At 54.4% G+C, this 18,396-nt stretch carries 15 protein-coding genes and 1 riboswitch; of the genes, 6 read left to right on the top strand and 9 right to left on the bottom strand.

Features of this window, described 5'->3' with window-relative positions:
- Positions 1-514: 514 nt before the first annotated feature.
- The 6 genes from B3K78_RS05795 to imuA all read right to left on the bottom strand — a co-directional run bounded on the left by B3K78_RS05795 (position 515) and on the right by imuA (position 7,831).
- Positions 515-886 (bottom strand): Hpt domain-containing protein, encoded by a 372-nt coding sequence (locus tag B3K78_RS05795; RefSeq protein ID WP_204997555.1) that lies wholly within the window; start codon positions 884-886, stop codon positions 515-517.
- On the bottom strand, positions 879-1,277 hold the full coding sequence (locus B3K78_RS05800; protein ID WP_204997556.1) for a response regulator: 399 nt from the start codon (positions 1,275-1,277) through the stop codon (positions 879-881). The genes B3K78_RS05795 and B3K78_RS05800 overlap by 8 nt, the downstream gene beginning before the upstream one ends.
- A 1-nt stretch (position 1,278) precedes the next feature.
- Positions 1,279-2,412: a sensor histidine kinase gene (locus tag B3K78_RS05805; RefSeq protein ID WP_204997557.1), complete on the bottom strand. Its 1,134-nt coding sequence runs from the start codon at positions 2,410-2,412 to the stop codon at positions 1,279-1,281.
- Positions 2,413-2,514: 102 nt separating this feature from the next.
- A complete protein-coding gene (locus B3K78_RS05810; RefSeq protein WP_286694686.1) occupies positions 2,515-5,598 on the bottom strand; it encodes an error-prone DNA polymerase in 3,084 nt (1,027 codons plus the stop codon).
- A gap of 7 nt (positions 5,599-5,605) precedes the next feature.
- Positions 5,606-7,069 carry a Y-family DNA polymerase gene (locus B3K78_RS05815; RefSeq protein ID WP_286694687.1) on the bottom strand — a complete coding sequence of 488 codons (1,464 nt, stop codon included), beginning with the start codon at positions 7,067-7,069 and terminating at the stop codon, positions 5,606-5,608.
- Positions 7,070-7,072: 3 nt separating this feature from the next.
- Positions 7,073-7,831, bottom strand: coding sequence for a translesion DNA synthesis-associated protein ImuA (gene imuA, locus B3K78_RS05820; RefSeq protein ID WP_286694688.1), 759 nt, complete (start codon positions 7,829-7,831; stop codon positions 7,073-7,075).
- A 103-nt stretch (positions 7,832-7,934) separates the two neighbouring features.
- Here imuA and B3K78_RS05825 point away from each other — a divergent pair, with 103 nt between their 5' ends.
- Positions 7,935-8,513: a hypothetical protein gene (locus tag B3K78_RS05825; RefSeq protein ID WP_204996823.1), complete on the top strand. Its 579-nt coding sequence runs from the start codon at positions 7,935-7,937 to the stop codon at positions 8,511-8,513.
- A 7-nt stretch (positions 8,514-8,520) separates the two neighbouring features.
- On the opposite strand, the gene B3K78_RS05830 is transcribed toward B3K78_RS05825, so the two are convergent.
- The 3 genes from B3K78_RS05830 to B3K78_RS05840 form a co-directional block, all read right to left on the bottom strand.
- Positions 8,521-10,092: an alkaline phosphatase family protein gene (locus B3K78_RS05830; RefSeq protein WP_286694689.1), complete on the bottom strand. Its 1,572-nt coding sequence runs from the start codon at positions 10,090-10,092 to the stop codon at positions 8,521-8,523.
- Positions 10,093-10,158: 66 nt separating this feature from the next.
- The gene (locus B3K78_RS05835) at positions 10,159-11,898 is read right to left on the bottom strand and encodes an Aq_1262 family (lipo)protein (RefSeq protein WP_286694690.1); all 1,740 of its coding nucleotides are present in this window, start codon (positions 11,896-11,898) and stop codon (positions 10,159-10,161) included.
- Positions 11,899-11,989: 91 nt separating this feature from the next.
- Positions 11,990-13,840 carry an alkaline phosphatase PhoX gene (locus B3K78_RS05840; RefSeq protein ID WP_286694691.1) on the bottom strand — a complete coding sequence of 617 codons (1,851 nt, stop codon included), beginning with the start codon at positions 13,838-13,840 and terminating at the stop codon, positions 11,990-11,992.
- A gap of 319 nt (positions 13,841-14,159) precedes the next feature.
- A riboswitch (guanidine-I (ykkC/yxkD leader) is annotated at positions 14,160-14,287 on the top strand.
- A gap of 60 nt (positions 14,288-14,347) precedes the next feature.
- On the opposite strand from B3K78_RS05840, the gene B3K78_RS05845 reads away from it, so the two are divergent.
- The 5 genes from B3K78_RS05845 to B3K78_RS05865 are packed head-to-tail and all read left to right on the top strand — an operon-like array spanning position 14,348 to position 18,394.
- A complete protein-coding gene (locus B3K78_RS05845) occupies positions 14,348-15,388 on the top strand; it encodes a putative urea ABC transporter substrate-binding protein (protein WP_286694692.1) in 1,041 nt (346 codons plus the stop codon).
- Between the two features lie 58 nt (positions 15,389-15,446).
- Complete coding sequence (locus B3K78_RS05850; RefSeq protein ID WP_286694693.1) at positions 15,447-16,262, top strand: ABC transporter permease; 816 nt, start codon at positions 15,447-15,449, stop codon at positions 16,260-16,262.
- The gene (locus B3K78_RS05855) at positions 16,259-17,035 is read left to right on the top strand and encodes an ABC transporter ATP-binding protein (protein ID WP_204996829.1); all 777 of its coding nucleotides are present in this window, start codon (positions 16,259-16,261) and stop codon (positions 17,033-17,035) included. The genes B3K78_RS05850 and B3K78_RS05855 overlap by 4 nt, the downstream gene beginning before the upstream one ends.
- Entirely contained in the window at positions 17,032-17,742 is a 711-nt protein-coding gene (locus B3K78_RS05860) for an urea amidolyase associated protein UAAP1 (protein ID WP_286694694.1), read from the top strand. Before B3K78_RS05855 ends, B3K78_RS05860 begins: the two co-directional genes overlap by 4 nt.
- Before the next feature lie 10 nt (positions 17,743-17,752).
- A complete protein-coding gene (locus tag B3K78_RS05865) occupies positions 17,753-18,394 on the top strand; it encodes an urea amidolyase associated protein UAAP2 (RefSeq protein WP_286694695.1) in 642 nt (213 codons plus the stop codon).
- Positions 18,395-18,396 lie beyond the last annotated feature (2 nt).

An 18,396-nucleotide genomic window follows, 5' to 3' on the forward strand; every position in this document is an offset into this window, starting at 1 on the left:
TAAATATTGGGCCCATGTGACAACGCGATGTTCCGCAGGAACCGCGTTGGACGCCGCAACGCAGTGGAGGCGCCCGAAGGGCCAGAGGCGCCGCCTCTGGTCAAAGTAGGTCATGGCCAAAGCACTCCTTCTAGTCATGGACCACACCGACACCCCGGTCAGCATTAGCTGTCCGGGGTTTTTATTTGGGATTGCGGTTACCGTCTGTTCCGTTACGCAGCTCGCAGAGCTGCCATGTGACAAGCCACGTACCGAAGGTACAGGGTTGGGGCGCTTTGCTATGTAGCCTGAAAAAGTGGGGCAGCCGGCGATCGCAGTCTGTCCCGCGAAGCGCTGTGGGACCATTCTGTCTAAGCCACGGCACTAGCCAGGCCTTAATCAAAGTGGCCAAAGCACTCGCCAGGTTGTTAAAAACAAGGCGCTATACAGCGTCCTGCGTTTCGATAAATAGCTCGGATAAAAGGCGGGATAGAAAGAATTAGGGGGGCACAGACGGATAAATCGCTAACTTTACCTAGCGACGCTGTAGGTTAATTTCGCGGATTTTAATTTCACTACTTGTAGAGAGTTCACGAAGAATATCGATAGAGTGCTGGGCAGCACTGGTCTCCTCTGCACTCAATGAGTCGTTACTTTCTCGTTCTTTGATTACCTGCTCTATAGCGCGTGCCGCTTGGCTGACTTCATCTATTCCCAGTACCCCAGATGTTCCGGCAATCGTATGGGCTTGGCGATAGATATCTTGTAATGTCTCTTCCTTCGGTTGAGCCAAGTTACTCGTCCAGGCCTCAACCAATTGCGTTACTCGCCCGGGTAGTTTTTTAATGTAGTCGCGTTGTAGTTGCCGCAACTCTTCATTTATATCTTGGTGTGATGGGTTAGGCACGGTGAAAATCCTCCCATATATCCTTCAATTTTTGCGCCATATCCATTGGCTCAAAGGGCTTACTAATCACTGCATTTGCGCCCAAGCTGAGTAGCTGGTCGACTTCGTCAGCTTGCACCTTCGCGGTGATAAATACGATAGGTGTGTTTTGATATTGCTCGTTATTGCGAATTTCTGACAGTACACTGGGGCCGTCCATGCCGGGCATCATGACATCCAATAGTATTAGCTGGGCCGGGAATGTTTCCAGTGTAGCGAGGCCTTCTGGTCCGCTTGCACAGCAGCGAGTGTCGAGGCCGCCTATCGTTTTTAAGGCGATATCGGCGACGATTCGAATGTCCTCTTCGTCTTCAATATAAAGTACGCGTTCTAGGCTTTCATTGTGTGACATTTTAAGCCCCTGTCCGGTCCTTTTTACGCAAGTCGATATAAAACTCTGTGCCGTTTTTTACACTGGAATTGAAGCTGAGTTCCCCTTCATGGTGCTCGACAATCGCTTTAGATATATGCAACCCCAAACCAGTACCACCGATAGCGCGTTGGTTGGAGCTATCCGCTTGGGTAAACTTTTCAAAAATATGAGGTTGGAACTCCTCGGGTATACCTTTACCTTGGTCTTTCACGACGATTCTTATGCCGTGTTCAGTCTCTTCTGCTGAGACATACACTTCGGTGTTCAACGGTGAGAATTTCGCAGCGTTAGACAATAGGTTGCTCATTACTTGCATCATTCGGTCAGGGTCGACATCGATACTCAGGTGGTCGGGGCACTCGCCCAGCACATAGCGCACCTGGTATTTGTCACCGTAAACACGATTGTCACTGATAGCGGTTTCCAAAAAGGATCTTAGCGGGATGCGGGTGATGCGATATTGCATCTTCTCCGACTCGATTTTAGAGATATCGAGGATGTCGTTAATGAGTAAAAGCAGGCGCTCGCTATTTTTTTGGGCGATATCTATGAGTGCTTCACTTTTTTCAGGATCATTGGTCAACGCGCCTGACTTGAGAATGTCCAGAGAAGCCTTGATCGACGTCAGGGGCGTGCGTAGTTCGTGGCTGACTGTCGAGATGAATTCGTCTTTGATGCGCTGCTCATGAACACGCCGCATCGCCTCACGCAGCTTTTCTTCTGTGTCCTTGCGTTCTGAAATGTCGCGAACGATGCCGGTAAACATTCGTTCGCCTTTGATCAGCATCTCGCTGACGGCGAGCTCCATCGGGAAAACATCTCCGTTCTTGCGTTGGCCGCGTACTTCTCGACCGATATCAATGACCTTTTTGGTGCCAGTGGTCAGGTAACTGTGAATGTAACCATCGTGTTCTTCACGGTAGGGACTCGGCATCAACATACTGACATTGCGGCCAATTAATTCTTGGCTTTGATAGCCAAATATCCGCTCTGCAGCAGGGTTTACGGTATCGATAAGTCCTTGATTATTAATCGTTATAACGCCGTCGACCATCGTTTCTAGAATGGCCTTGCTACGATTTAGCAAATCTGTGACAGCATCGGGTTTTGGCATCGAATTCAGATCATACAATCAATAGGGTTGCCACGGTGTCATTCGAGCTTAGTGCTTGTCCCGCAAGGCTTTAACTGGGAATTGTACTTACCGAATAAGGCCTTAATGGAAGTCGTGAGAGTCCACGTGTAGCGGGAAGAGCGCACCGATATCACGCAGGGTGTGTGCGATGATGTGCGTCACTCTACTACCTGTCTGCTGGTCACTGTGCTGTATTTCACCCGTCACTTCCAGTATTCGCGCCGACAGGATGGCCTGGCGGTTTTCCGCTTGTTTCGCTGGCCACACAATGACATTGATGTTCCCGGTGTCATCTTCGAGTGTCATAAACAGTACGCCAGAAGCACTACCGGGGCGTTGCCGGCAACTGACGATGCCCGCAACGGTCAGCCATTGGCCATCTTTAATATCGCTCAGGCGAGCCGCTTGCTGATAGTGTCCGCAATACCCTTCACTGCGTAGCCACGCCATAGGGTGGCGACGGAGGCTTAGTGAGTTGTAGGCATAGTCATGTTGAATGTTCTCCTTCTCCGAGGGTATCGGTAGGGTAGCGGGTGCTTCAGTATTGTGGGTGTTGACTAGCTGGCCGCTACCGCGGTGCTGCTGTATGTACCAATAGCTGCGGTAGCGATCTATTTCGAAGTCGTGAAACACATCGCTGCGCGCAAGTAGGTTGAGCTGGCTTGTACTGAAATTCCCCTCACTGCGAAGTCGCTGAAGGCAGCTCTCCACTGAGGTAAACGCTTGTTGCTGGCGTAGCTGGCAAAGTGCTTGTGCGCTTTCATATGACAGGCCTTTGATGGTTCGCAAGCCGAGGCGAATTGCAGAGCTTTCTTGTTTAAACACCACACGGTGTTCCCAGTCACTGTGGCAGGCAGAGACTGGGAGAATGGCTACGTCGTGCCGCTGAGCGTCCTGACAAAGCTGAGAAACAGAATAGAAGCCCATCGGCTGGCTATTGAGTAAGCCGCAGTAAAAAGCGGCAGGATGGTGACACTTGATCCAAGCCGAGGCGTAGGCGAGGAGAGCAAAGCTCGCTGAATGTGACTCTGGAAAACCGTAGGCACCAAACCCTTTCATTTGGCTGAATAAGCGCTCTGCAAAGTCGAGGTCGTAGCCGCGCTCAAGCATGCCGTTCACCAATTTATCTTTAAAACCCGCTAAGTCGCCATTCTTCCCCCAGCTTGCCATTGCCCGCCGTAATTGGTCGGCTTCACCGCCGCTAAAGCCAGCGGCGACCATGGCAAGTTGAATCACTTGCTCCTGGAATATGGGCACCCCGAGAGTGCGCTTGAGTACTTTTTCAATCTCCTTATTTGCGTAGTGCTCAGCTTCTAAACCCTGCCGGCGACGAAGGAAGGGGTGCACCATACCGCCCTGGATGGGGCCAGGACGTACGATCGCTATTTGAATCACTAAATCGTAGAAGCAGCTAGGTTGAAGGCGGGGAAGCATGGTCATCTGTGCCCGGGACTCAATCTGAAAGACCCCAATGCTGTCTGCGCGTTTGAGCATGGCATAAGTCTCTGCATCTTCTGCAGGGATATCACTTAGTCTGATATCTGTGCCCGCGGCATCACTGATATACCGCAGGCTTCGGCGTAAGGCGCTTAGCATTCCTAAGGCCAAGATATCAATTTTCAACATGCCCAAGGCTTCCAGGTCGGACTTGTCCCATTGAATAATGGTGCGCTCGGGCATGGCGGCATTTTCCTGGGGCACCAAGGTATTGATCGGCTCACGACTGATAACAAAGCCGCCAACGTGTTGAGACAAATGCCGGGGGAATCCGATAAGGGCATTGACCGCATCGATGAATTGCTGGCCGCGGTGGTCCGATGTGCTTATACCCAGCTCACTGAGGCGCAGGGCTAAGCTGCTTTGGTTGTCCCACCACGCCATATTTTTACTGAGCTGGTTGATGAGCTGGGTGTCCAAGCCCAGTGCCTTGCCCACATCGCGCACAGCGCTTCGGCGCCGGTAGCTAATAACGGTGGCAGCCAAAGAAGCATGGCTGCGACCATACTTGCGATAAATGTATTGAATCACCTCCTCTCGGCGTTCGTGTTCGAAATCGACATCGATATCCGGAGGTTCATCGCGCTCCCGAGAGATAAAGCGTTCAAATAGCAGCTCGCTCCGGCTTGGGTCGACTTCCGTGATGAATAAGCAATAACACACTGCTGAGTTTGCCGCGGAGCCCCGGCCCTGGCAGAGGATGCCCTGGCTTCGGGCGAACTGGACGATGTCGTAGACAGTGAGGAAATAGTGCTCATAGCGTAGCTCAGCAATGAGGCTTAGCTCTTTATCAATACTGCTCTGAACATCGCCTGGAATGCCTTGCGGCCAGCGTTTCTCGGCGCCCATTTGGGTTAGCTCGCGCAAAAAAACGGTGGCACTTTTTTCCTTGGGTACCAGCTCGGTGGGGTATTGGTACTTTACCTCTTTTAGGTCGAACTGGCAGCGAGCGGCAAGTTTGTCGCTTTCGTCTAACAAGGCCTGAGGGTAGTCGCGCGATAATAGCTCCCGAGGTTTTATATAGTATTCGCTATTCATCAAGGTGTTGCGGCCGAGTTGGCCAACGGTTGAATGCAGGCGAATTGCGCGAAGCACATCGAATAGGGGGTGGCGGCTGCGACAGTGCATCAAAATATGGGGGGCGGCCACAAGCGGAATTTGGTAGCGGCACGCCAGGTCATAGTGTTTGAGGTAATACGCTTCCTGTTGGGCAGTGCAGTGCAGCGCGACACCCAGCCACAAGCGCGTAGGGAACAAGGCCTTTAAGTCCTTCAAACCAGTTGCGCCACATTTACTTTCAGGAAGATAAATCGCGAGTAGGTGCCGGTTGAAGCGCTGAAGTGCCTCCACGCTCAGGGCATAATTGCCTTTGGTGCTATGCAAACGGCTGTAACTGATGAGTGAGCATAGCTCGCTGTAAGCTTGCCGACAGGGCGCGACGAGTAGCAGTTGGAATCCTTCTTGAAACTGGAAGCGTGCGCCGCATATCAGCTTGATATTTGCGTCTTTGGCCGCTTGCCAGGCCCGCACTATTCCCGCCAGAGAAGCTTCGTCACACAGGGCGATTGCACTGTAGCCATTCGCCTCGGCTTGGGCAACCAGCTCCTCCGGGTGGGATGCCGCGCGTAAGAAACTGAAGTTACTCTGACAGTTCAGCAGTGTGGCCATGGCGCTTTCAGGAAAAAAAGCCGTGCAGGTACCACTGCTGACTGAGGCAGTCTTTAAATAGCCAGCACAGGCCGTGGTCGTTGTGTCGGGCAATGTAGTAGTCGCGAACCTGGCGTTGCTGCCACCAATTACTATCCAGGCGCTCCGGGCCCTGAAGTATTTCAAGGGGGCCCTGCCAGACCAATCCGGTGGTAGTGCGTTGAAGCGGCAGAGGCGTCGGCAACAGCAAACTGGGTCTGAGCGCTTCACTGCTTGCCTCGTGGTCACGGTGTTCGCAGTTATAGTCGCTGACGGGGCACGCAACGCCTTGTTGTTCCGGTAACACTCGGTCGTCTATCTTCAACTGCTGAAGCGCGTTGTCACCTAGGCGCAGCTGCAAGCTATTGATTAGGCGAAGTTGGGCGTCATTCTGCTCGGTGGCTTCTCTATGCTCGTCAAAAAGTTGCTGTTTGGTGGCTTCCAGGCTGACAAACTCTCTGCATTCCAAAGTAATGCCTTCTACAGCGCCAGCTAAGGTAAACCCTTCCAGCTGCAGAGCAATGAGTTCGAGAAGGTTTTTGCGATGAAAGTGGCGGTGATTAACCGGCGTTTTCCAGTGCTGGCGTTCGCCGCTTAGATAGTGGAAGGTCCAGTGCAGGTCACGGTTTAAGCACTGGCGCAGACGTAAATAGACCTCTAGCTCTTTGAGCATGGCAGACATCGGAAAGCGCAGCTGGTCACTCTGAAATAAGCCGCCATCAAACTGACGCTCACTGACAAAAACGTCAGCGGGTTGGTAGCGCTGTCTTGGATCCTGCTTGCGCCCAGTTAGGCGGGCGACAAAGTCGGCCATAACCGGGTCGAAGCTGCTCAACAGTTGCTTGCGCGGCAGGCTAAGAACATCCCCTAGTCGCCTCAGGCCCATATTGTGCAGCGCTTCTAATTGGGCGCTTGGCAGCGGGAGCTGGCGGCAGGGTAGTGACGCCAGTGCGCGCTTTAGTGGATCGCGTTTGAGCTCGCCCTCGGTATTTACTAGATGAGCGGGGCGAATGCCTTGCAAGCTTAAGAGTTCTGCTGCCAAAGGGGTATTGCCCAGGCCAATATTTAACTGTAAGCCGCGTTTTCGATAGGCGGAAAGCAGGGCGCGATACAAACGCTGCAAGTTGCCAAATAGCTTGAGCGAGCGGCTCACCTCCAATAAGAGTGCGTTGGGCGGCGATAGACTGATGTCGTCGCTGAAGCGATAGGCCCAAAGAGCCAGGCGCTGCCAGTGGGCCTGTTCGCACTCGCTCTGCTGCGGTTGGCAGTAGAGCGAGGGGCAAAGCGCTAAAGCAGTGGTTAACGACATTCCCTCGGTAACGCCCGCGAGCCTGCTAGCGGCGTTCACCAGTGCTACCTGTTGCTGTGCAATCAGGGCGCAGGGCTCGCTCAGCGGTGCGCCGGGCAAGGCCTCCAAACCCAGTAGTGGGAACCGTAAGCACACATACAGCATGGATTATGACCGTATTACTGAGTGGCTAGAGGGTGTTGACGGACGTCCAGCGACATGGAGATTGACCGCAAGGCGCCGCCGCGGGTTGGTGTTTGTTGGCCACTCATTAACAGGGCGCTGGGCTTCAGTTAGCTGTTTATTTCGCGGCAGTGTGAGTTGCTGGCCGGCATGACCACCATATTGTTTAAGAATGACCAACTTAATGTCTCGAGGCCCCCCTTCGACCTGTACGCGCAGCGGGGCAGGCGAGGCTTGTGGTTGGCAGCGGCTTGGGCGGAAGTGAAGGTGCCAGCAGTGACCTTCACGTGCTGCCAAATGTAATCGCCGTAGCTGCTTGTCATTCGGCGAACAATTTGCCGACCAGCTGAGTAGCGCGCAAAAGACCCCGCTGCGCAAGGCCTCTTCGGCGGCCCAAAGCTGGTGTTGACGATGGGCATGAATCAGCCACTGCTGTTGCGCAGCCAGGCCGTGCTGAGCGAGCCCAGGGGCAAAGGGGAGATAAGGCGGGTTTAACCAGGCAATGGGGCGGTCGCGATTGAGCTGGCTCAGCGTAGGCATGACCAATTCCAGCTCGCCTACCCCAGGGGTATCACACAAAAATTCACTGCTGCCGCTGCTCGGCCAGCCACCTTGGTGTAAGGCTCGGTCTAAGGGAGCAAAGCCCGTCGCGTTACTCTGGCCGCCTACTGCGTGGCGGCGACGTTGTTTGGCTGGCCACAGCTGCTGTCGGTTGATAAGTTGTTCAAGTGTTTTACTAGGCATTGGACATGGCGCGAATCTATATGCTGTATGTATATACAGTATATCAACTGACTGGAAAGTCAATAAAGCCAACGCGTCGTTCTATGACAAATCAGGAGCTGGTATGCAATGCCCCCTAGCGTCACTCATCCACGATTACCGCCTAGCCTTGGCTGAAAGTGATACGGCGGCACGTTATTGCAGTGTGGCGACGGTAGATGGTCAGCAGGCGAGCACAAGAACGGTGGTACTGCGTGATATCACCACTTTAGGGCCAATGATTTTTATCAACGATAGCTCGCCAAAGTGGCCGGTGCTGATGGCCGGTGGCAGCGAGGTATTGCTGTTCTGGCCCTCGCAAATGTGCCAATACCGCCTGCGCGGTACATGGCAGGTGCTGGGTGAGGACGAGATGCTTGAGCATTGGCAGAACAAACCCGATGCGGCAAAGCTGTTGGATCACCTGTACCAGCGCCTCCCGCAAAGCTCGACGCTAACCTCAGCTGCGCAGCTGCGAGAGGAGCTCGATGGCTTGCGACAACGCTTTGCTGGCGCCGATATTCCCTTTGTCGGTAACGCGCGGGGAGTGGTTCTGGCAGTGGACTATCTGGAGTCCTGGTGCGCAGCAGCAGATGGGGTACACCAGCGCCGCTTGTATCGACGGATCAATGGCGACTGGCTCAGCGAGCCTTTGGTTCCTTAGGGACTGGCTATTCCACGTACGCTGGTTGTGGCAAGAGGCCGCTGACATAGGCCATTACATGGAAGAGAAAATTCTGCTCATTTGTGCCCGATAGCAGCGCTGCACCGGGGCCAATGGCGTAGACAGCAACATCCTCGCCGCCGTGAGTTTCACTACTGAGAGGAACGAGAGCGTCCTGTTGAAATCCTCTGTCCTGGGTGTCAACGCCGTGCAGATCGCGGCGACTGCCAGCCGCCGTCTGCTCTTGGGCGCTGAAATACTCAGAGCCGGGGCCGTTGGCATAAGCCAGGGTTGTGTAGGGCAGGCCATCTGCCGCGGTGCTTGGAGTATTGCTGCCCACGCTGACCACCTTACCCAGTATCGGGTTGCCCCGCCGAGGATAGCCTGCAATCGTGAAAACATGGCTGTGATCCGCTGTGACGACAATGAGAGTGTCCTCGGGGCTGGTTTGCTCTACGGCAAGTGCCACCGCCTCAGATAAAGCAATGGTGTCATGCAAGGCCTTACTGGCATTGCCAGCGTGGTGGCCGTGGTCGATGCGTCCCGCTTCAACCATAAGGAAAAAGCCCTGTTCATTTTTGCTGAGTAACGCGAGGGCCGCTTCGGTCATTTCCCTTAGCGATGGCTCGTTGTCAGGTTCGTCGCGGCGTTCTAGCTCATACTGCATGTGTGAGCCACTGAAAAGCGCGAACAGTTTTTCTGTGGCCGCTAAGTCGAGTGCATTCAGCGCTGCTTTACTATCGAGGTAGCGTGCTGCTGGGTATTGCTGCTGCCACTCAGCGAGTAAATTGCGCCCGTCAGTGCGCTGGCCCCCATCGATACCGGCGGGTAAAAAATGCCGTCGCCCGCCGCCCATAACCACGTCAATGCCGTCAACATCCACATTGGCAAAGCGGGCTTCCAGGTTTTTTTCAAAGCCGATTAGTTGACTGGAAATATCCTCACAGCCAGCTGAAATTGCCTGTTGTGGCAAGGTGCTGTTGTCTTCCCAGTTACGATCAGCCGATTTGGCATACGTCGCCGCGGGGGTGGCGTGGGTAACACGTGCGGTGGACACCAGACCTGTGGTCTTGCCGGCAATTTCTGCGAGTTCGAGCAGGCTAACTAGCGCATTTCCCGTGGCGCTGCTGCAATCGCCGCGGCGAGTATTTTCGTCAACGCCTAGCAAACCAATATTGGTTTTAACGCCCGAGACTATCGCGGTCATGGTGCCGGCCGAATCTGGGGTTTGAGCATCCACATTGTAGGTTTTTACCAGGCCGCTGAAAGGAAAACGGTCAAAGCTCAGGTTGTTTTCCTCCCCGGGCATTCCCTTCTGTTGGCCGTCGAGAATACGGGCGGCGGTAATAGTGGAAACCCCCATACCATCGCCGACAAACAGGATAATATTTTTGGCTTTGCCGTGAGCCTGGGCATAGGTTGTTTTGTCGAGGAGCTGGCGCTGCGCTTGCTGATACCAGGGATTGGTTAGCGTATTTTCTAACAGTGGTGATGAGAGGTGCAGGGGTGGTGGTGTTTTGCTACAGCCAACACCCGCAATAACGCCGAGAAGTAACCCAAACCGAAGATACAAGCGCATAGCGCCCCCTGAGCAGCTGGTAGATAGCACCGAAGTATAGGGCTGCTTAGGGGGTAATCCCAGCGGCTAGGGCGCCGCTTGCTCCGTTTGCCAGTTCAGGCGCAGGTCCCAATGCCGCACTTTGTCGGCGGGTAACACGCTGGCTGTTTCAGGGTCGATCTCCCGGTAGACATTCACCGCCGGCGCAATATTGGGGTCGCGCCCATACACAAAGTCTTGGTCGGCAACAATCGTCATATAGGCTTTATTCAAGTCCAGTGCTCGGCGCAGTGAGGGCGTAATAAGTTGGTAAACATCTTTACCGGCCAGCGCAGCGGTATTTAAGCTGCCATCTTCATTGAGAAAGCGTTGACGAATTTCGGCGTTTTCTCGGAACTCATTGCCACCGCCCACTGTTGCCAGATAGTCAGCGATTTCTCCGATCACTTCGCCATCGACCTTTTGTTGGCCAACGTAAGGTGCGTCTTGCATACCTTTCAGGTTGATATAGGACCAACCCTTGCTCCCAGTCACCTTGCGAGCAAAGGCGAAGGTTTGGTCAATGGTGGTGCCAACGGTTGTGTGGCAGCCCATGCAAAATAAGTTCTCTTCCTCACTTTGCATCCGCAGGCTGCCTTGCTCATCTTCGATAAAGCCGAGCATCATCCAGCCAAAGCTGTTATCGGTACCCTTGTCTCCGCGGTTGATATATTTCGGGATCAACTCATCGACTTTCTCCTGGCGCTCATTGCCGTACATCGATACCAGGTGCTCTGGTGGATAGAACACAAACTTATTCATGTAACGCAGCTCTTTCATACGAGGAGGCACGGTGATCTCGCCGCCTTCGTTGATACCGACATAGCGCACACTGTGCAGAAATTCCGTGCCCAGGGGGTATAGCATGGTTGCTACCACTTCATCGGCGGCATCACCCACATAGTGCTCAGGGCGCTTGATACGGTTGACTACGCTGAGTTCTTCGTCACCGTTTAGGTCGACGCAAAAGGCCCGCTCATCGATGTCCGGGGTCGAAATATCGTGTAGATCCTTAATAGCCATTTCCAGTATCGAGAGGTTTGCCAGATAGGCGTCTTTTGAATATTGGCCGTCACCGCCACAGCTGGCTTGGCGAAACTTGGCAGGCAGGCGAATCATGACATCGTCGGTTGCGCCATTGGTTGGCCAGAATGTGCTGGGCAGGGGTTTGTAATTGAAGGCCACCCAGTGGCTGCCATCTTTGGCAAAGCCCAGCTCATCGAAAGCCTCTGCCCCCAGTGCTAAATTTTTTAGCTCGGGAATGGGGCCCTGCCAGTCGCGGGTATTTTTAAGTTGTTCAATCAGCGGGCTGTAATTATCGGTATGAATATAGTCCAGCACATGCTGGTCGCTGATTTTTTCAATGCGTTCGCGGCGATCTTCAAATAGGTTGGTCCAGTGGTTAACTTCGCCAATGTCAGAGAACAGGTAGGCGACCTGCTGACTGCCATCGTCCATGGTGTTGGGCCTGCTGCGATAGGGGTAGGTTTGGTGGCAGGTCATGCAAGGATTGTACTTGGCTTCGTGCTTGGTATAGCACTGGGGTGGGATAACCGCCTCGGCATTGTAAATGGTTTCTGGTTTGGGCTGGCGCAGGGTCGGTGTTGGTGACGCGGTGGCAACCTCGCCTGGAAACGAAAGACTGCTCAGCAGTTCCTGGTCTGCCGCCGGGAGCTTGTCCCCCGATTGCTCCGGCGCTTGCTGGCCAGGGGGCGCCGTTGTGTGGGCGTTGTCACCACTGCATGCATACAGCAAGGCACTGAGAAGAATCATCCAGGTTTTTTTCATTGCGGATACCAACATGTTTACTAATAAAAAAAGGGGCGAAGAATCCGCCCCTTTTGTTTACTGTTGCTTGGCCCATCGGCCGCGCGTCGTACTACAGAGCAGGATCTTCAAACAGCCAGATCACATTGTTCTCGTGGTTGCCAGTGTCTTCGCCAATCAACACTCGTCCATCGTCCAAGATCACCAGATTGTCGGGGTTGGAGATGTTATTTGTGTTACAGCGGTTTGCTGCGCGATCGCCGTAGTAGGGGCCGCCGACAAGCGCTGGGGTGAGGGTGTTGATGTCCACCAGGCCATCTTTTTCAACGAGCTTCATGCGGTAGACCACACCACACTTGCCGTGAGTGCCGTCTAGCTGAATGTCTCCGGCGCCGTCAGCCATAGTGGCGTCGAACGAAGACATGGCCAGATACATGTAGGCTTGAGCACCATCTGCAGCGCCGTTATTCCACCATGTGTCGGCCAAGCCGAAGTTGATGTTGATGCCTTCCATCTTGCGGAACTCAGCCGTCGCGCCCATTGCGGCAGCGAGTTTGCGGCTTTCAAGGAAGGCGACACGCTCGTCGGCAAAGGGGTTGGCGGCAACGCTACCGCTGTTGTCGAGATCTTGCCCTGACTTGAATTCTGCGAAGGCCTGAATTTGCGCATCGCTAATGTGTTTGGCGTCGGCAAACGTGCCGTCGAAGCTCGCAATGGCGTTTTCGATATCGGCCTCATTGCCAGCACCGATCTCAATCCACTCCACAGCAAAGGCAGCTTCCGCTGGGTCAGTGATGCCATTGGACTGGGTGACTTTTGCGGCGTAGAGCTTGCCCGCGCTCATATCGTTAGCGGCGTTGGCCACAAACTTAAACAGCACTGTGCCGGTGCCATCGTCGCTGAGGAAGACGGTGCGGCGGTCTGGCATAACCACGGGGTTTTCGTGTGAGAAGCGCCCCATCAGCTCAAGTTTGTTCACTTCAACATCGGCAACATTGGCTGTTGCTGCAGTGTTGTTAGTGCCGATCTCGACAATGTAGCCGTAGTCGTAAGGGTTGCCCCAGTTACCGCTGCGATCAAGCGGGTAGCCTTTGTATTCAGCAATCGCTTCGGCATTGGAGAAATAATTGGCATTGGCATTGAACCAGTCGGCTGTATTGTCAAAGTACAGTTCTTCTGCCGACAGCGGCGTGCCCCAGGGGCTTACGGTGCCAAAACAGTTAACCCAGGTGCCGTCGACACTGGAGAAGTCCAGCATACCTTCCTGGGTCGGGCTGTAGGTATCCGTTAAGCGAATACGGCTCATGCTGCCTGGGCGGTCTTCCCAGTTGGTATACAGGTAGTAGCCGGTGCCACCATCGGAGACGGCGCCGTTAAAGTCGGGGTCGTTAGAGCTTTTGATTAAACTGCCGTTAGCGCTGAGGATGTCACCCATTTTGTTGCCATCGGCGAGGTTGTCACCCTGCTGTGCCAACACAATGTAGCTGCCAGCGGCGCTTTGTACGGTTTCTTTTTGTGCCGCGGTGATGGGGAAATCCAGAGCGGCGATATCGCCCATGTTGTTAACGTCGGCGTTAAAGTAGCCAACGGTACCTACGTTAAAGACCTTGCCAGCTGAATCGGTGGTTGTGTTAGAGCTGCTTGGGTGCTGAATATTGGAGAACAGCTTGCCGTCTTCGTTAACGAATATCCCGGTAAACTCAGCGCCGAGCGGAGCGGTAGCAAACCGTTTGAGGCCTTTAGGGGTCACCGTAGAGACGCCATCAGCACCATCTTGACCGTCTGCGCCATCCTGCCCATCAGCGCCATTTGCACCATTGCTTCCATCTACGCCCGCAGGACCTTGTGGGCCTACCGCGCCGTCTTGGCCATCGCTACCATTTCGTCCGTCATCGCCGCCGCAGGCTGACAATGTTGCAGCCAGAATAGCGGCAATGGAAGCGCTCAATAACTTCTTGTTCATAACAGTTCCCTAGAAAGAGGTGGATTGGTCTAGTTATAACGGGGGGCCAGTCTAGGGACGGACTATGACGGTTTAACAAAGAAAACATGTCGAAGTGTTGACGAATTTGTGACAACCACCAGGCTGGTTGAGTGCGACATATTTGTGCGTTAGAACATTTTACGCCTCATTGGAGGGCGGTAGTGGCGGCAGATTCGATCGCCGCGGCCGGCGAGTAGCGTGAATTGGCGGTGGAAGTAGTGTTGGCATGGATTCTGTATAGAACACGGTGTCCGCACTCTTGGTATCGCAGGACATGCTGTCAAAGCATCACAATTTGGTAATGGAGAGCTAGGGTTCCGGTTGCGCACCTTGCACAACGTCTGGTCCGAGAGCTTTCGACCTCTTCCCTCATCGATTGGATTCGCCACGGGATAGGTTACACGGCGGGACAAAAGCCCGGGAGACGATCGGCAGCCAGTTGCCAGGAGTGCTCTATTTACCGCGTAACGATGCCGGAGGCAGGCAATGAAACGAATAGCCGCATTACTACTTACTCTCTCATGTTCCTCTTTTAGTCTCGCTTCAGACAGCTTCAAAGTATGTTGGTCAATTTATGTTGGCTGGATGCCGTGGGGCTATGGTGACGAGCAAAAAATCGTCGATAAATGGGCGAAGAAATACGGCATTGAGATTGATGTCGTTCAGATCAACGACTACATCGAGTCAATAAACCAATACACCACCGGCGAGTTTGACGCCTGCACCATGACGAACATGGATGCGCTGACAATTCCCGCTGCCGGTGGTGTGGACAGTACCGCGCTAATTGTCGGCGATTTTTCTAATGGCAATGACGGGCTGGTACTGAAAAATACCGACTCACTTCAGGCTGTGAAGGGGCAGCAAGTGAATTTAGTTGAGTTGAGTGTTTCCCACTATTTGCTGGCGCGGGCACTGGATAGCGTCGGCATGAGCGAATCTGACGTTACCGTTGTGAATACCTCCGACGCCGATATGGTCGCTATCTACCCAACAGCGGGGGTAAGTTCTGTGGTGACCTGGAACCCATTACTCAGTGAAATTCTCACCATGCCCGGCGCAAACAAGGTGTTCGACTCTTCTCAAATACCCGGCGAAATTATCGACCTGCTCGTGGTGAACACCGAGGTATTAAAGAAAAACCCTGCTCTGGGTAAGGCGTTAGTTGGCGCCTGGTATGAAATCATGGCGATCATGAGCGCCCCAGGAAAGGCAGGCCTCGCTGCTCGCACGGCGATGGCAATTGCGTCGGGGACGGACACTGCCGGCTACGATGCGCAGCTGGCCAGTACGAAAATGTTTTACACGCCCAGCGACGCGGTCGCTTTCACCCGCAGCAGTGACCTGAAGTCAACCATGCAGAGTGTGGCTGAATTCTCGTTTAACCACGGTTTGCTGGGTGACGGCGCTCCCGACGCCGGTTTCATCGGTATCGAAACGCCTGTCGGTGTATATGGTAATCCGGCAAACATCAAACTGCGTTTTAACCCCAGCTATATGCAAATGGCGGCTGACGGCAAATTGTAAACCGTGCCCGAGGGTGGCGCCTGGCACCCTAACTATTTTTCTCAGCTGGGATGCTTCTATGAAACGATTGATTAATCAGCAGCCGACGCGGGTATGGGGCATTGCCTTGTCATTACTGCCCTTTGTATTCCTGCTGGTGCTTTACGTCACGGCCTCTGATGCACGCTTGGCGGAAAACCCCCAAGACAAGCTTTTACCCAGTTTCTCTCAGATGGGCGAAGCGATGCAGCGCTTAGCGTTTGAGCCGAGTAAGCGCACGGGGCAGTACCTGTTTTGGCAGGACACTCTCAGCAGTTTGCAGCGCCTGGGTTTGGGTATGGCAATTGCCGCTGGCTTGGGGATGTTGCTCGGTTTGAGTACCGGCGCCTTTCCTGTGGCCTATTCCGGTGTTGCGCCACTGCTGACGGTGGCATCACTGATACCGCCAATGGCGATTTTGCCGATACTGTTTATTGTCTTTGGTTTGGGGGAGGTGTCTAAGGTCGCGCTTATTGCTATTGGCGTAACGCCCTTCGTCGCGCGCGATATCCAAAAGCGCTGTCTGGAAATTCCCCGGGAACAGCTGGTAAAAGCGCAAACACTGGGTGCCAATAGTGGGCAAATAGTCTTGCGGGTGCTGATCCCCCAATTGATGCCTCGGCTAATTGATTCCTTGCGACTGTCGTTGGGGAGCGCGTGGTTGTTCCTTATCGCCGCAGAAGCAATCGCTTCTACCGATGGCCTCGGGTATCGGGTGTTTCTTGTTCGTCGTTACCTGTCGATGGATGTGATTCTGCCCTATGTTGCCTGGATCGCGTTGCTGGCATTTGTTATCGACTTTGCGCTGCGCAAGCTGAGTTTGTGGGCCTTTCCCTGGCAGGAGAATCGCTCATGATCGAGATTCGCAATGTATGGAAGCGCTACGGCGACAACGTCATTCTTGAAAATATTTCTGCCACGGTTGCTGAAGGCGAATTTATCACTTTGGTCGGGGCCTCGGGCTGTGGCAAGAGTACCTTCCTGCGCATGTTGTTGGGCACTGATGTGCCCAATCAGGGTGAGATTCTGCTGGACGGCAAAACCATTGCCGATGAGCCCGATGCCGAGCGCGGCGTGGTCTTTCAGCAGTACTCGGTGTTTCCCCACATGACCGTGTTGGAAAACGTCATTATCGCCCGTGCGTTTGAGAAGACCCACCTGGGCTTTCTCTGGGGCAAGCGTAAGCGCGCTGCCCGCGACGAAGCGATGGCAATGCTGGAAACGGTGGGGCTGTCACATATGGCGGCACGTTACCCGGATGAACTCTCCGGCGGTATGCGCCAGCGACTGGCGATTGCTCAGGCGTTGATTCTAAAACCTCGGATCTTATTGCTGGATGAGCCTTTCGGAGCGCTCGATCCCGGCATTCGCGCCGACATGCACGCGCTTGTGCTGTCGCTGTGGCGCCAGCACAAGCTCACCGTGTTTATGGTGACCCACGACCTGGCCGAGGGTTTTCATCTGGGTACCCGTCTGTGGGTGTTCGACAAGTTGCGTCTCGACCCGCAAGCGCCCAATCGCTTCGGTGCAGGTATTACCTACGACCTACCCGTTGGGCAGTGCGAGCCTGAATTACTGCAAGAAATTGACAGTGGCCTGAGCAGCTCAGGCCAGGAGTTAGTCTCATGAATCATTATGAAACCACTATCGCGCCGGGCGGCCACTGGTCGCTGGAGCTGCGTCGCGGCACCTTGCTGCGGCTGCAGGATATCGACGGCAACGGTAATGCCGGGCTGTTGTTTTATAACCCGCGCAACCTGCTCGAGCGCTACAACGCGCCGGACACGCTCAAGTGTCAGCACACCTTCAAACTCACTCGTGGCAACTGTCTGTACTCGGACATGGGACGCATTTTTGCCTCGATCGTTGACGATGATCTGGGCTGGCACGACACCGTGTGTGGCAATAGCCACGCCAGCCATATTGATGCGCGCTGGGGCCGTCGCGATTACCAACACGACCGCAACGACTGGCACCAGAACGGTCACGACGCCTTTCTGGTTGAGCTGGCGAAATACGGTCTTGGCGCCGCGGACATGGCCGCCAACATCAATGTCTTCAGCAAGGTGGAAACTGACGACGAGGGCAATCTGCACTTGGCCACCGACCACAGTGCACCGGGCAGCACGCTGACTCTGCGCATCGAGATGGATTGCCTAGTGCTGATTCACGCCTGTCCTCACCCGCTGAACACTGCTGCCGACTACCCGCGCTGCCGCATTGGTGTGGAATTGAGCGTGGCCGAGCCGATGACTGAGGACGATATCTGCCTTAATCACTGCGACGAAAACCGTCGCGGCTTTGCCAACAACGCACTGTATTACCTGGGCGCCTGAGGAGAGAAACATGATTAAACACAGTGAACGCCTCGCCGCTACCGCGCTGCGCCGCGAGCAGATCGACGCCGGGGATTACTACATTGCAAAACTGGGCGCCGGCGAAGTGCTGCGCATTCTGGATTTGGAGGGCAATCAGGCGGCCGATACGCTGTTCTTCTGCGCCGACGATCCCGCCGAGCGCTACAGCGCCACCGACACCATTCGCGAACAGGGCAATGTCTATCTGAGCGCCGGTTCGGTGCTACGCAGTACCCTTAACCGCCCGATGCTGGAAATAGTGGCCGATACCTGTGGTCGTCACGACACCTTGGGTGGTGCCTGCGCCAGCGAAAGCAATACCGTGCGTTACGACCTGGAAAAACGCTGCATGCACGCCTGTCGCGACAGTTGGATGCTCGCTATTGCCGAGCACCCCGAGTACGGGCTGAGCAAGCGCGACATCGGCCACAACATCAACTTTTTTATGAATGTGCCGGTCACGGCCAATGGCGAACTGAGCTTTGCCGACGGTATTTCCGGCGCGGGGAAATATGTGGAACTGAAAGCGCTGGTCGACACCATTGTGCTCATTTCCAATTGCCCGCAGCTCAACAACCCCTGCAATGCCTACAACCCGACCCCGGTCGAGTGCCTGATCTGGGCGGCCTGATT

The organism is Spongiibacter sp. UBA1325, assembly GCF_002306875.1.
Classification (GTDB): domain Bacteria; phylum Pseudomonadota; class Gammaproteobacteria; order Pseudomonadales; family Spongiibacteraceae; genus Spongiibacter; species Spongiibacter marinus.

Bases quoted from the DNA above. Each gene is read 5' to 3' on its own strand.
- B3K78_RS05800 (WP_204997556.1), bottom strand. From the start codon at position 1,277: ATGTCACACAATGAAAGCCTAGAACGCGTACTTTATATTGAAGACGAA.
- B3K78_RS05805 (WP_204997557.1), bottom strand. From the start codon at position 2,412: ATGCCAAAACCCGATGCTGTCACAGATTTGCTAAATCGTAGCAAGGCC.
- B3K78_RS05810 (WP_286694686.1), bottom strand. From the start codon at position 5,598: ATGGCCACACTGCTGAACTGTCAGAGTAACTTCAGTTTCTTACGCGCG.
- B3K78_RS05815 (WP_286694687.1), bottom strand. From the start codon at position 7,069: ATGCTGTATGTGTGCTTACGGTTCCCACTACTGGGTTTGGAGGCCTTG.
- imuA (WP_286694688.1), bottom strand. From the start codon at position 7,831: ATGCCTAGTAAAACACTTGAACAACTTATCAACCGACAGCAGCTGTGG.
- B3K78_RS05825 (WP_204996823.1), top strand. From the start codon at position 7,935: ATGCAATGCCCCCTAGCGTCACTCATCCACGATTACCGCCTAGCCTTG.
- B3K78_RS05830 (WP_286694689.1), bottom strand. From the start codon at position 10,092: ATGCGCTTGTATCTTCGGTTTGGGTTACTTCTCGGCGTTATTGCGGGT.
- B3K78_RS05835 (WP_286694690.1), bottom strand. From the start codon at position 11,898: ATGAAAAAAACCTGGATGATTCTTCTCAGTGCCTTGCTGTATGCATGC.
- B3K78_RS05840 (WP_286694691.1), bottom strand. From the start codon at position 13,840: ATGAACAAGAAGTTATTGAGCGCTTCCATTGCCGCTATTCTGGCTGCA.
- B3K78_RS05845 (WP_286694692.1), top strand. From the start codon at position 14,348: ATGAAACGAATAGCCGCATTACTACTTACTCTCTCATGTTCCTCTTTT.
- B3K78_RS05850 (WP_286694693.1), top strand. From the start codon at position 15,447: ATGAAACGATTGATTAATCAGCAGCCGACGCGGGTATGGGGCATTGCC.
- B3K78_RS05855 (WP_204996829.1), top strand. From the start codon at position 16,259: ATGATCGAGATTCGCAATGTATGGAAGCGCTACGGCGACAACGTCATT.
- B3K78_RS05860 (WP_286694694.1), top strand. From the start codon at position 17,032: ATGAATCATTATGAAACCACTATCGCGCCGGGCGGCCACTGGTCGCTG.
- B3K78_RS05865 (WP_286694695.1), top strand. From the start codon at position 17,753: ATGATTAAACACAGTGAACGCCTCGCCGCTACCGCGCTGCGCCGCGAG.